Origin of the sequence: Halosimplex amylolyticum, from assembly GCF_051414035.1 — an archaeon.
Lineage (GTDB): Archaea > Halobacteriota > Halobacteria > Halobacteriales > Haloarculaceae > Halosimplex > Halosimplex amylolyticum.
Map to the genome: position 1 here is coordinate 23,407 of NZ_JBLKNW010000017.1, position 11,850 is coordinate 35,256.

Below are 11,850 nucleotides of genomic sequence, written 5' to 3' on the forward strand. Positions count from 1 at the left end.
CCATCTGGTATGCCGATGGGAAGAACCGATATACCGTATCTGAGCCCGTCAACACGCTGTTTCGGGAAGATCAGTAATTCATAAACTCTATTTCGATATACAGATTTGGGGCCAGGATACGAGTCAGCGGCGTGGACTTCCAGAAGGTTCGGTCAGTCCAGCCGCTCGTCGCCGGCGGCCGCCGCCGATAGCGCTTCTCCGGCCCCGGTCTCGGAGCGGTCGAGCGTCGGGTCGGAAACCGGTTCGACCGCCCGGGTCCCACCGGACAGCGCCCGGAGCGAGAAGACGAGGGCTGCACCGAGAAGTACGAGTCCGCCCGCGACGCCGAAGGCCACGGCGTACCCGAACGAGGCTGCCCAGCCCCCGAGCAGACCACCGACTCCGCCGGCGACGGCCCCGAGCGCGGTGTGGACGCCGAGGACGTCCCCGCGGACGCTCGGCGGCGCGAGGCGCGTGACGATGGCCGTACCGACCACGGCGATGACCGCCCAGGTCAGCCCGATGGCGGCCAGTCCGACGCCGGCGACCCCGAGTCCGACCGACAGCGCTCCGACCCCGGCCACGAGGGCGACGGCGGGGAAGAGGAGGCCGCGAGCAGCGAGCGCGGCCGACTGGAGCAGGCGGACGTCGTACGTCGACGCGAACCGCCCCGCGCCCTCGTAGAGGACGGCGGAAGCGAGACTGGAGACCAGATACAGGGCGAATATCTGCCCGGAGTCGAACCGGACGTCGGTGAAAAAGAGCGGGAGCGGCGCCCAGAAGGCGGCGAAGCCGGTGAAGAAGAGGACGGCCGCCACCAGGTACGTCGCCAGTGCCGGGTCGAGTCGGCGGAGCACCTGTCGCGGGGCGAAGTCGCGAGTCGTCCAGTACAGTCGGTTCGGCGAGAACGCGAACGTAGCGCCCCTGACGTTGCGTCGCGAGTTCGTCACGAACCGCGCGATCCGTCGCACCTTCTGCTCGCCCGTGACGTGCGCGTCTGCGGAAGGGCGGGGGAGCGTTCGCGCGGCGCTGAGCGCGCTCGCCCCGGCACAGGCCGCGAGCACCCAGAACAGCGTGCGGGTGGCCGCGTCGGACCCGACGAGGCGGACGCCGACGAGCGGCCAGACCGTCCCGAGCACGAGCCCGCCGGCCCAGCCGTACCCCTGGTACTTGTTGAGGAGGCCGATCCGCTCGCTCCAGGCCGACTCCGGCGCGTCGTCGACGACGACCATCGTCAGCACGGGCGCGACCGACGCGACCACCAGCCACAGGACCGCGTTGGCGGCGATCACCGCGCCGATGTCGGTCAGCAGCGGGACCGCCGCGAGTGCGAGGGCGACCGTCGCCAGCGTCGCGAGGACGAGCGAGCGGCGGTGGTCGACCCGGTTGGCGAGCCGGCCGAACGCCACGGCGCCGGGCGCGCCGATGAGCGCCGCCGTCGATGCCAGGAGTCCGAGCTGGAACGGCGAGGCGCCCAGCTGCACGAGATAGAGCGGCACCAGCAGCGAGGCCCCGCCGAACGCCACCGAGCCGAGGCCCCACGAGTACAGCCAGCGTTCAGCCACGGGGTCTCAGAACGCCTCTTTCGGGGCGACGCCGACGCCGTCGCGGCGGAACTGGAGCACGTGCGTGAAGTCGTCCATCGACACCAGACCGACCGTCCGGCCGTCCGATTCGACGAGCGCGAGTCCGGAGGGATGCTGGCTCAACTGGGCGAACGCCTCGAAGGCGTCGGCGTCGAGCGCGAGCGTCGGCAGGTCCTCGACCATGATCGACCGCACCGTCGCCGAATCGCGGTCGGCCGACGGCGCCCGCCGCACCGTGTCGAGCGTGGCGACGCCGACGATGGACCCGCCGTCGGTCACGGGGTAGACGGTCCGGCGGTCGCGGACCATCCGGTCGGTGAACGCGGCGACCGACGCGTCGGCGTCGATGGGCTCCGCGTCGAGCGTCGCGACGTCTTCGAGCGTGACCCCGTCGAGCAGCGCCTGCAGGGCGACGGCCCGCGACTCCGAGGAGGCGGCGCCGTAGAGGAACAGCGAGAGGAGGATCAAAAGCGGTGCGAAGTTGAGGACGCCGACGATGGCGAACAGGATGGCGAAGGCGGTGCCGAAGCGGGCGGCCGAGCGCGTCGCGACCTCGTAGGGCTGGGTCCGCGCCAGCAGCGCGCGGAGGACGCGACCGCCGTCCATCGGGAACGCCGGAAGCATGTTGAACACCGTCAGGACGACGTTCGTCACGACGAGCCACCCGAACACGAAGGTCGTGACCGGGGTCGACGCCGGCAGCGCGAGCACGACCAGGTAGCAGGCGACGGCGACGAGCACGCTCGTGATCGGGCCGGCGATAGCGATCCAGAACTCGCGGTTCCACTCGCGGGGCATCGACTCCAGCGCGGCGAGGCCGCCGAGCAACCAGAGCGTGATGGACTCGGTGCCGATGCCGTACCGCCGGGCCGCCCAGGCGTGGCCCAGCTCGTGGATCCCGACGCTGGCGAACAGCCCGACGGCGGCGGCCGCGCCGATCGTCCACGGCGTCGATCCCTCCCTGAGGACGGCCGCGTCGACGGCGTGCGGTGCGAACCCGTCGACGATTCCCGCGTAGGTGTCGATCTGCGTCCCGCTGCCGATGACCCACGCCAGGACGGGGAGGAAGATCAGCAGGGAGACGCTGATCTTGATCGGAATGCCCCAGATACGCGCGATAGTGTAGCTTCGCATTGCCCAACAACCGGGCCCGTGGACGGTAATACCCACTGGTCGCGGAACTGCGGGAGACCCGCAGAGAGTTGCCGTCCCGCCCGCTCCGCCGCGTCGTGGGGAAGCGAGACGCACGCCACGGACGGAGACAACTCCCGTAGATCTCGAGTCAATTCTGTTTGTTCACGGGAAAGCTAGGTTGGGCTCCGGGGCGGGATTCGGGCGTATCGCCCAACTACACGCTCGCTATGGCAAAGGTACTTGAGATCGAAGGACCGAGTTGGCGTAATGGCGAACGACGCGGGCGACGCCGACAGGTTCGGGGTGCTCCGGAGCAAGCGGAACGCGACGCGGTACCAGATCCTGGTGGAGATCGCCGAGCGCCAGCCGGCGGTGAACCAGCAGGAGATCGCCGACGCGATCGGCATCACGGCCCAGGCCGTCAGCGACTACCTCCAGGACCTCGTCGGGCAGGGGTACGTCGACAAGCACGGCCGCGGGCGCTACGAGGTCACGAAGGAGGGCGTCGACTGGCTGATCTCCCAGACCGACGAGCTGCGCTCCTTCGTCCGCCACGTCTCCGAGGACGTCATCGGGCAGGTGGAGATCGAGACGGCGATCGCGACCACGGACGTCAGCGAGGGGGAGACGGTGACGCTGACGATGCGCGACGGCGCGCTCCGGGCGATGGCGGGCGACACCGGGAGCGCGACCGCCGTCGCGGTGACCGACGCCGCGGCCGGCACGGACGTCGGGATCGCGAACTTCGAGGGCGTCGTCGAGTACGACCTGGGGACGGTGACGGTCGTGTCGATCCCGCAGGTCCAGAACGGCGGCAGTTCTGTGGTCGACGCCGGGCGGATCGCTGAGATGGCCGACTCGCACGACCTGGTCGCGGTCGCCGGGGCGGAGGCGCTCGCCGCCGCGTCGGCCGCGGATCTGGACCCCGACGTCCGGTTCGGGAGCGCCGCCGCCGTCCAGGAGGCGGCCGCGAAGGGCCTCGACGTGTTGCTCCTCTCGGCGACGGACGCCCTCTCGACGCACACCGACAAATTGCGCGACCAGAACGTCAGCTACGAGGTCGTCGACGTCGCCGAGGAGTGAGCGCTCGCAGCGTGTCCGACCCGGGCGCGCTTGCCCGCCGCGCGGCCGACCCCGAACGCTCGCCGTCAGAGCGCGCGGAAGACGCGTATCGTGTCGCGGTTGGTCGGTTCGCACACCAGTTGCGCGAGTCCGAGGTCGGAGAAGACGCGCTTCCAGTCGCGGTGATACAGCGGGAAGTCGTCGTCGACGTAGCTCACGTCGTCGTCCGAGCGGCCCCGCTCGGGGCTGTTCCCCTCGTTCTCCGCGGTGACGAGCAGGTCGCTCGTGACCCGAACGAGTTCCCCGAACACCCACTCGTCGTCGGGGTGGACGTGCTGGAGCGTCTCGACCGAGTAGACGACGTCGAACGCGTCGTCGGAGAACTCGGCGACGACCTCCTCGATCGGGCCGGTGTGAAACTGCCCCGTCCGGGCGAGTTCGGGGTAGTACTCGGCCATCACGTCGAACGACTCGTCGTTGATGTCGACGCCGGCGAGGTCCTCGAACCCCTCCTCGCGGAGGCGTGCCAGGTGGCGGCCGGAGCCGCAGCCGACTTCGAGGATCGCCGCGTCGTCGTCCACGTAGTAGTCGAGGACGGTCGCGAGCGTCTCGCTCACCTCGTTGGGGCCGATCTCCGCGTAGTACGCCGGCGAGTACGCCTCCGAGCGGTCGGCCCAGACGCGACGGTTGTCCTCGGGGTCCATACCGAGCGGTACGCGAGCGCGCCCGTAAGTCCGATCGGTTCCGGCCGTGGCGTTCCGGCCGTGGCGTCCCGGTTCCGGTCCGCAGTGGGCGGCCTGGTGGCGCCCGCCGCTCGCCACCACCCCGCCAACCCCGCCGTCGGGCCTTCGCCGGCGGAACCCCTCGCCGGTGGGAACACGTATCGACCCGTACGGAGCCCACACCGATTCCACGCGAGCGCGGCGCCGTCTCGCCCGAGTCGACCTGTTCGACGAGTGTACTATCCACCTAATCACTTCTAGCGGGACCTTACGGACGAACGGACGCTTTGTCGAGACAGACCGACGCAAGCACGTAGATTCCCTATCATGACGGACACAACTACCGACCGATCGACCGAGTTCACGAGTTCCGGAAACTGCTCGGACGCCGACCGATATCTGCTGTTCAGGTCCGAACGGCGCCGGCTGGTGCTCGACGTCCTCTCGACCGAGTCGACTGCGGTGGCGCTGGACGAACTGGCCGCAGAGGTCGCCGCACGAGAGAGCGGTCTCGACGCCGCCGACGAGCAGGCGATGGAGCGACTGAAGACCACGCTCCACCACAATCACCTGCCGAAATTAGCTGATTCGAACGTCCTCGACTACGATCCGACCTCTCACCGAATCGAACCGTAGCGCGGTCGAAGGCGGGGAGCGAGAGGGGTCACGGGGCGACGGAGATAGGTGCGTGTTCACGCCTCTCATCCCTGTGTCGAGACTGGGGCCCGACCCCCAAGAACCCCCGAATTGAGGAGTATCATCAACGGTTCGTCGGCTGACACCGGAGCGGTCGAAAGCCGTTCTTACCGGCTCACGATCGCCCGGCCGATCCCCGCCGGTCGCTCCTATCCGCCCGACCGGGCCCGGAAGGCTCATTCCAGTGACCGGAGACGTACCCGTATGACGCGCGAATCTACCGCACGAACCGGTCCGTCGAGCGGCGAGAGCGATCGATACGCGGTCGCGGTCGTCGGCGGCGGGATCGCCGGGCTCTCCGCGAGTGCGTTCACCGCCCGCGCGGGCCTGGAGACGCTCGTCCTCGATTCGGGCGGGTCGCTCCTCCGCCGGAACGCCCACCTGGAGAACTTCCCGGGCTTCCTCGCGGGCGTCAACGCCCGACTTCTGCTCGACATGCTCGGCGACCAGGTCGAGGACGCCGGCGCCGAGCGGCGGGAGGCGACGGTCGCGACGGTCGAGACCCGCGACGACGGGTTCGCCGTCGAGACGGGCGAGGGCGAGCGCTACCGCGCGGACTACGTGATCGCCGCGACGAAGAACGAGATCTCCTACCTCGACGGGATCGACGGCGTCGGGATCGTCGACCGCGGCAAGGCGTTCGTCGACACGGACGAGCGGGGCCGCACGGGCGTCGACGGGCTCTACGCGGCCGGTCGGCTCGCCGAGAAACCCCACCAGGCGGTCGTCTGCGCCGGCCACGGTGCGGAGGTCGCGGTGACGCTGCTGGAAGACGACGACCGGGGGTTCTACCACGACTGGGTCGCGCCGGAGGGCTACTTCACCGGCCGCGACCGCGACGTCCCGCCCGGGTGCGAGGAGATCGACGACGCGGAGCGCGAGCGCCGGGAAGCCGAGTCGCTCGACGCGATGGGCGAGTACTTCGCCGACCCCCACCCCGACGAGCAGGTCACCCACCCGAGCCTGCGCGAGGAGAGCGAGTGAGTCGGTACTGCTGAGCGCTCACGGGCTGTGCGGCCAGTCGCGCTCGGGGACGGCGTCCTCGTCGAGCGTCGGTCGGCGTACCCGCCCGTCGATTTCGGGATCGAGGCCGGTCTCGCGGACGTACTCGACGACGGCCTCGTACTGGCGGCCCCAGCGGTCGACTACGTTCTCCGGGCCGAGCGCAGGGAACAGCCGGTCGCTCGCGACGAAGAACGCGGTGGTCGCGACCGCGTAGGACGACTCCGGATCGATCCGCTCGCCGTCGACGCGGGCCTCCCGGAGCTCGCCGGCGGCGTCGTCCCAGACGACTCGCGCGCCGCTCACGTGGCCGAAGTGCCACGCCGGGAGGTCGTCCGGGGCCGATTCGAGCGCGAGGGCCCGGAGCGTCGCGGTCAGGGCCTCCCCGTCGACCCGGAGGCGCACGAGATCGGCCGCGTAGGGAGTGACGCTCACGAGGTCGAAGGCGGTCACGTCGCCCGCAAGCGGGGCGCGGCGGCGGAACCCGCCGCCGGAGTTGACGGCGACGTCCGCGCCGGTCCGCCACCGGTAGGCGTCGGTGATCAGGTTCCCGAGCCTGCTCTCGCCGCGCTTGCACGCTCGCATGTCGCAGACGACGGGTTCGGCGGCGGTCCCGACCACGTCGGAGAGCCCCGCCGCGTCCATCCGGTCGCGGATCGCGTCGGCCACGTCGGCGTCGAGCGGCGCGTCGTCGACCGCGTGGTGGGTCGCGGTCGGCCGGGCACCCTCGAAGGAGACTTCGAGCAGCGAGCGCCCGGTTCCACCGGGTCGGCAGACGAGCGTTCCGTCGATCCGGTCGACCCGCCGCTCGTGGTCGTGCCCGCCGAGGATCAGGTCGACGTCGACGGCGCGGGCGAGGGCCGCGTCGTCCCCGCAGTGGGAGACGACGAGCGTCCGGTCGACGTCCCGCGCCCGGAGCGCGTCCGCGGCCTCGCGGACCGCCGGTATCGGGTCGGGGAACGCGACGGGGGCGGCGTTCGGGTTGATCGCGGCGGTCTCGGGATGGGCGACGCCGACGATGCCGACCCGGATCCCGCCGGCCTCGGTGATCGTCCACGGCTCCACGCCCGCCTCCGCGCCGAACGGTTCGCCGTCGCGGGTCGCGTTGGCGCACAGCCACGGCTGGGGCGCGTCGGCGACGACCGACAGCAGGGCGTCGACCACGTGGTCGAAGTCGTGGTTCCCGAACGTCTCGGCGTCGGGGTCGACCGCCCGGAAGAAATCGAGCGACTGGCGGCCGTCGGTGACGACCGAGAGGACGCCCGGGCCGGTGTCGTCGCCGCCGCCGCAGACGACCGTCTCCGCGTCGCGTAACTCGCCGATCAGGCCGGCGAGTCGGCCGACGCGTCCGGGGTCGTCGTAGGCGGCCTCGACGTCGGCGTAGTGGAGGACGCGGAGGGCCATTCGTGCGGCCGGTCGACTGGCGGGGACAAAACCGTTCTGGCGGGAGCGGCGACTGCAATCGCGTCGAGTGGATGGAGCTACTCCTCGCTGTCGCGGCCCTTGAACGCCCGCTGGCCGGCCATGGCCGACCTGACGGTCTCGATGGCGACGGTCCCGCCGACGGCGTCGCTGTCCTCGGCGATGCGGTAGATCTGGCCGGGGATGTCGGCGACGGCGGCGAGCAGGATGACCGCACCGACCGCGACGGCCGCGGGGAGGTAGACGAGGCCGGTGAACGCGGCGACGACGCCGACGCCGAGGCCGAGCGTCCCCGCGACGGTCCCGAGGATGGCGAGCGTGACGAGGAACGCCTTCCGGAGGTTCGTCCGCTGGTTGTGGCGGATCCAGTCGGCGTAGCTGTCGACGAGCCACGCGAGCGACTCCGCCTCCGAGAGGTCGGCCGCCGCCTCCAACCCCTCCGGGTCGGCGCCGACCCGCTGGCCGGCGGTCGCGTAGGTCAGCCCCGAGGCGGCCGCCGAGAGGACGAACAGGCTGACGCCGGTCCCGACCGCCGGGTTGAGCACGAGCGAGACGGCCGCCGCGTCGGTCGCCGCCGCGAACGACAGCGCCGAGAGCAGGACGCCGACGATCGTGACGTTCAGTCGGAACACCGACAGCGCCTTCGCGTCGATGTCGTCCAGTGTCGACAGCTGCGCGTCCAGCGTCGTCCGCGCCTCCTCGCGAGCGATCCGGAGCGCCTCGACGTCGGCGCCCCCCGTGTCGCCCGCACCGTCTGTATCGACCGCGCCGTCTGACGGACTACCCGACATATAATCCAATCGTATCTTCACTTGCGTAATACTATCGGACAGAAAGGTTATGTGACAGTGTACTGGACTTCGAGGCATGGATATCCCGCGATCGATCCGCGAGGATCTCGAATCCCGAGAGAACGTAGTCGGAACGTGCATCGGGCCGAAACGCGTCGGCGACCAGCCCACCGACGAGGAGGTGCTCATCGTGCTCGTCTCCGAGAAGCTCCCGGAGACGCACCTCGCCGAGGTCGACCGGATACCGCGGGAGATCGAGTTCGACGACACGCGCGTCAAGACGGACGTCCAGGAGGTCGGCGACGTTCGGACCCAGGCCACGGCCACCCAGCCGGCCGAGGAGCCCGACCGCGAGCGACGGTGGCGCCCGGCGCCAGCCGGCGTCTCGCTAGGCCACCCCGAGATCACCGCTGGCACGCTCGGGAGCCCGCCGCTGGAGACCGAGAACGGCAAGACGGTCGTCCTGACGAACGCCCACGTCGCGGCGCCGATCGACACCGCCGAGCCGGGCGACGAGATCCTCCAGCCCGGTCCGGCCGACGGCGGGACCGACGACGACGTGATCGGGACGCTCGTCGAGGGGAGTGAGATCCACCCGGACGAGCCGAACACGACCGACAGCGCCATCGTCGAGATCGATCCCGAGCAGTTCACGGACACCGTCCTCGGCGTCGGCGAGTTCGTGGGGTTCACCGAGGTGGCGGCCGACGCGACGTTCACGAAGAGCGGCCGGACGACCGGGGTGACGACCGGCGACTTGCGCGGTCGGGACGCCCGGATCAAGGTCCGCGGCTACCACGACGAGCCGACGGTCTTCGAAGGCATCGACGTGTTCGGACCGATGAGCGCCGCCGGCGACAGCGGCAGCCTGATCGGGATCGACGGCGACGACGGGTTCCGCGCCACGGACCTGCTGTTCGCCGGGAGCGACCGGACGACGCTGGCCGTCCCGATGGACGCCGTCGAGGAGGAACACGGCGCGCTCGCGCCCGCGGAGTCGGCGTCCGGGAGCGATGGCAGCGGCGGGAACTGAGAATCCGAAAGCTGAACGCGACGAGAAAAGAACTGCCGGCCCGGTCAGCCGCTCACGTCCAGCCGTATCCCCACTCTTCGAGCTTCGCGAGGACGAGTTCCGGGTTCTCCTGGGCGACCGCCATCGCCGCTTCGGTCACGTCGGTCTTGTAGACGTCCGCGCCGAGTTCGGCCTCCATCTCCGCAACGAGGTCGTCGATGCCCGCCTCGACGTGGTCGCGCAGGAACACCGGCCGCTGGGTCCGCCCGTCTTTGACGCCGTCTCGCGCGTGGATGTACGGGAGCGTCTGGCGCTGTGCGGCCTCACCGCCCGACGGTTCGGGATCGGTGCTCGCGTCCGAGCCCGTCCGGTCGCGGTCGGCGGGGGCCGAGCCGCCGGTGACGCTCGACGACGACCGATCGATCGACCCTGCCGTCGGCGCGGACGCCTGGCTGGCCGAGTCGGTGCTGTCGGCGTCCGCGGTGGCGGGTTCGTCGCCGGCGTCGTCGTCCCGGGGTTCCTCGGCGCCGTCTCGGGGCGTCTCGGCGTCCCGGTCCTCGTCGGCTCCCTCGTTCCGCGGTTCCTCGGCGAAGGGGTCGTCCGTCGATCCCTGCTTCATGCTTCCACCGCCTGCGTCTCGCGGATGCGCTCGGCGAGTCGTTCGATCTTCTCCAGCGTCTCGGTCTCGTGCTCGCGCTCGCGGTCGCGATGGGCCTCGGTATAGCGGAATGCGGTACATTGCTCGGCCCAGCAGCCTTCGAGCAGCGACGAGCGCTCGCGCAGCCGGATCGGGATGTCCCAGCCGTCCGCCCGGAGTTGTTCGAGGAACCGCTCCTGGTCGTTCATCCCCTTGAAGCGGTTCGGCACGACGGCGAGGACGCCGACCTCGATACCGAGCTGGTCTTCGAGCCCGCCGACCAGCTGGTCGAGGCCCCGGACCGACTCGTAGCCCTTCCCGCTGGGTTCGAAGGGGATGACCAGGTGCCGGGTCGCGTGAATCGCGTTATGGAGTTTGATGTCCGCGGTCGCCGGCGGGTCGACGATCAACGTGTCGTAGTCCTCGTGGACGCCGGCTTCCCGCAGCACACGCAGGAGCTGCTTGTTCGGGTTCCACGACTCGCCGAAGTCGGCGGCCTCCTCCTCGCGGCGGCGCAGGTGCTTCGACGCGTACTCGAGGATGTTGTGCGACGGGACGACGTCGATCCCTTCGCTCGTCTTGATCAGCTCCGAGAAGTCGTCGCGCGGGCGGTCGATCATGTGCCGCAGCAGGCTGTCGGCCTGGTCGTCGTCGCGGTCGTCGGCCACGTCGAGCAGGTGCGACAGCGACGCCTCCTGGGTGTCGAGGTCGACGACGAGCACGTCCCGACCGGCCCGCTCCTCGGCCTTCGCGAGACTGGCGGCGAGCGTCGTTTTCCCGACGCCCCCCGCCTCCGAGTACACCGTGTAGGCCAGCATACTCAGCCAGTTGAGCCGCTCAGCTATAAAACTCAGTCAGACGAGCCAGCTAACTGACTCAGCTGATCGGCTCAGCTGGCTTACTCAGCTAAGCAGCTTAGCTGAGTGGCTTAGCTAATCGGATTAGCCGAGTAACTCAGCTGAATGGGTCAGCTACCCAGCTGAGCTAGCTGGCTTATCCGGCTGGTTTAGCCAAGTGGCTTAGCCAAGCGACTTAGCTGAATAGAGTAGCTGAGCCACCCAGCTACGCCACATAGCGGACTGAGTTAGTTGATCAGGCCGGCTGAGCCACTCCACTGAATCGGTCACCTGAGCTGATCAGCCGATCCGTCTCGCTGATCGGGATGGCTGAACCAGTCGGGTGCCGGCGCTTCGTGCGGACGAGCGCTCGCGACATCTACTCAACGTCGACGCTCCATGCGTCGTGGTCGGTCGCGACATCAGTCGCTTCCTCGCCGTCGTACCCGTCGAAATCGGCGAATGTACCCGTCCACTGCTGGACGACCTGCACGCGGACGCTTCCGTCGCCTTCGAGCTGCCAGCGGAGGTGGTCGCCGTCGTCGATGTCGAGTTCGCGCCGGATTCGGGCGGGGATGTTCGCCTGATTCCCCGACACCGTGCTTTCGGCGTCGACTCGGTCGCTGCTCATATGGAATAGTTGAAGACCGCCGTGAAAAGTATAACACCATGAGATACACGAAAGCGGTTACACGTACGAAGTGAACTACCCCACCCTAGCGCTCGCCTGACGGCTCGCGCTTGAGGGTGGGGCTTCCTGTTTCCACGACGCGCTTTGCAGACACCGAGGTGTCTACAGGGAGCGCAGTCTCCACAAGCGTTGATTCGGAGCGTCCCGCTCCTAACCGCTTTGTGATACCGCGAGAACGGATGTTCCACGCCGCGTTCGCGTCTCTATCCGCCTCAAACCCGCAGGCGGGACAGGAGTGTTCACGGACCCATAGCGGTTTCTCTGTCAAAACGCCGCAGGA

13 protein-coding genes are annotated in these 11,850 nt (G+C 69.5%); 4 read left to right on the top strand and 9 right to left on the bottom strand.

The features are described from left to right. Positions 1-152: 152 nt before the first annotated feature. Complete coding sequence (locus ACMGFE_RS25905) at positions 153-1,544, bottom strand: MFS transporter (protein ID WP_436928160.1); 1,392 nt, start codon at positions 1,542-1,544, stop codon at positions 153-155. Positions 1,545-1,550: 6 nt separating this feature from the next. After that, positions 1,551-2,699, bottom strand: a complete 1,149-nt coding sequence (locus tag ACMGFE_RS25910; RefSeq protein WP_436928161.1) for a site-2 protease family protein — start codon at positions 2,697-2,699, stop codon at positions 1,551-1,553. Between the two features lie 267 nt (positions 2,700-2,966). On the opposite strand from ACMGFE_RS25910, the gene ACMGFE_RS25915 reads away from it, so the two are divergent. Continuing rightward, a complete protein-coding gene (locus ACMGFE_RS25915) occupies positions 2,967-3,782 on the top strand; it encodes a DUF7839 domain-containing protein (protein WP_436928162.1) in 816 nt (271 codons plus the stop codon). 65 nt (positions 3,783-3,847) lie between these two features. On the opposite strand, the gene ACMGFE_RS25920 is transcribed toward ACMGFE_RS25915, so the two are convergent. Beyond that, positions 3,848-4,465: a class I SAM-dependent methyltransferase gene (locus ACMGFE_RS25920; protein ID WP_436928163.1), complete on the bottom strand. Its 618-nt coding sequence runs from the start codon at positions 4,463-4,465 to the stop codon at positions 3,848-3,850. Positions 4,466-4,810: 345 nt separating this feature from the next. Here ACMGFE_RS25920 and ACMGFE_RS25925 point away from each other — a divergent pair, with 345 nt between their 5' ends. Then, positions 4,811-5,119 carry a DUF7344 domain-containing protein gene (locus tag ACMGFE_RS25925; RefSeq protein ID WP_436928164.1) on the top strand — a complete coding sequence of 103 codons (309 nt, stop codon included), beginning with the start codon at positions 4,811-4,813 and terminating at the stop codon, positions 5,117-5,119. Positions 5,120-5,383: 264 nt separating this feature from the next. Then, positions 5,384-6,163, top strand: coding sequence for an NAD(P)/FAD-dependent oxidoreductase (locus tag ACMGFE_RS25930; protein ID WP_436928165.1), 780 nt, complete (start codon positions 5,384-5,386; stop codon positions 6,161-6,163). Between the two features lie 18 nt (positions 6,164-6,181). On the opposite strand, the gene ACMGFE_RS25935 is transcribed toward ACMGFE_RS25930, so the two are convergent. Together ACMGFE_RS25935 and ACMGFE_RS25940 are read right to left on the bottom strand one after the other, a co-directional pair. Continuing rightward, positions 6,182-7,585: a bifunctional metallophosphatase/5'-nucleotidase gene (locus tag ACMGFE_RS25935; RefSeq protein WP_436928166.1), complete on the bottom strand. Its 1,404-nt coding sequence runs from the start codon at positions 7,583-7,585 to the stop codon at positions 6,182-6,184. Positions 7,586-7,662: 77 nt separating this feature from the next. After that, a complete protein-coding gene (locus ACMGFE_RS25940; RefSeq protein WP_436928167.1) occupies positions 7,663-8,394 on the bottom strand; it encodes a hypothetical protein in 732 nt (243 codons plus the stop codon). Between the two features lie 76 nt (positions 8,395-8,470). On the opposite strand from ACMGFE_RS25940, the gene ACMGFE_RS25945 reads away from it, so the two are divergent. Further along, complete coding sequence (locus ACMGFE_RS25945; protein ID WP_436928168.1) at positions 8,471-9,427, top strand: hypothetical protein; 957 nt, start codon at positions 8,471-8,473, stop codon at positions 9,425-9,427. Positions 9,428-9,479: 52 nt separating this feature from the next. On the opposite strand, the gene ACMGFE_RS25950 is transcribed toward ACMGFE_RS25945, so the two are convergent. The 4 genes from ACMGFE_RS25950 to ACMGFE_RS25965 form a co-directional block, all read right to left on the bottom strand. Then, complete coding sequence (locus ACMGFE_RS25950; RefSeq protein ID WP_436928169.1) at positions 9,480-10,025, bottom strand: DUF7970 domain-containing protein; 546 nt, start codon at positions 10,023-10,025, stop codon at positions 9,480-9,482. Beyond that, positions 10,022-10,861 carry a ParA family protein gene (locus ACMGFE_RS25955; protein WP_436928170.1) on the bottom strand — a complete coding sequence of 280 codons (840 nt, stop codon included), beginning with the start codon at positions 10,859-10,861 and terminating at the stop codon, positions 10,022-10,024. The genes ACMGFE_RS25950 and ACMGFE_RS25955 overlap by 4 nt, the downstream gene beginning before the upstream one ends. A 397-nt stretch (positions 10,862-11,258) precedes the next feature. Continuing rightward, the gene (locus ACMGFE_RS25960) at positions 11,259-11,510 is read right to left on the bottom strand and encodes an AbrB/MazE/SpoVT family DNA-binding domain-containing protein (RefSeq protein WP_436928171.1); all 252 of its coding nucleotides are present in this window, start codon (positions 11,508-11,510) and stop codon (positions 11,259-11,261) included. A gap of 85 nt (positions 11,511-11,595) precedes the next feature. Next, on the bottom strand, positions 11,596-11,850 hold a 255-nt coding region (locus ACMGFE_RS25965), incomplete at its 5' end, for a zinc ribbon domain-containing protein (protein WP_436928172.1).

What these genes read in the sequence shown, in the direction of transcription:
- ACMGFE_RS25910 (WP_436928161.1), bottom strand. Translation starts at nt 2,699, where the DNA reads ATGCGAAGCTACACTATCGCGCGTATCTGGGGCATTCCGATCAAGATC.
- ACMGFE_RS25915 (WP_436928162.1), top strand. Translation starts at nt 2,967, where the DNA reads ATGGCGAACGACGCGGGCGACGCCGACAGGTTCGGGGTGCTCCGGAGC.
- ACMGFE_RS25920 (WP_436928163.1), bottom strand. Translation starts at nt 4,465, where the DNA reads ATGGACCCCGAGGACAACCGTCGCGTCTGGGCCGACCGCTCGGAGGCG.
- ACMGFE_RS25925 (WP_436928164.1), top strand. Translation starts at nt 4,811, where the DNA reads ATGACGGACACAACTACCGACCGATCGACCGAGTTCACGAGTTCCGGA.
- ACMGFE_RS25930 (WP_436928165.1), top strand. Translation starts at nt 5,384, where the DNA reads ATGACGCGCGAATCTACCGCACGAACCGGTCCGTCGAGCGGCGAGAGC.
- ACMGFE_RS25935 (WP_436928166.1), bottom strand. Translation starts at nt 7,585, where the DNA reads ATGGCCCTCCGCGTCCTCCACTACGCCGACGTCGAGGCCGCCTACGAC.
- ACMGFE_RS25940 (WP_436928167.1), bottom strand. Translation starts at nt 8,394, where the DNA reads ATGTCGGGTAGTCCGTCAGACGGCGCGGTCGATACAGACGGTGCGGGC.
- ACMGFE_RS25945 (WP_436928168.1), top strand. Translation starts at nt 8,471, where the DNA reads ATGGATATCCCGCGATCGATCCGCGAGGATCTCGAATCCCGAGAGAAC.
- ACMGFE_RS25950 (WP_436928169.1), bottom strand. Translation starts at nt 10,025, where the DNA reads ATGAAGCAGGGATCGACGGACGACCCCTTCGCCGAGGAACCGCGGAAC.
- ACMGFE_RS25955 (WP_436928170.1), bottom strand. Translation starts at nt 10,861, where the DNA reads ATGCTGGCCTACACGGTGTACTCGGAGGCGGGGGGCGTCGGGAAAACG.
- ACMGFE_RS25960 (WP_436928171.1), bottom strand. Translation starts at nt 11,510, where the DNA reads ATGAGCAGCGACCGAGTCGACGCCGAAAGCACGGTGTCGGGGAATCAG.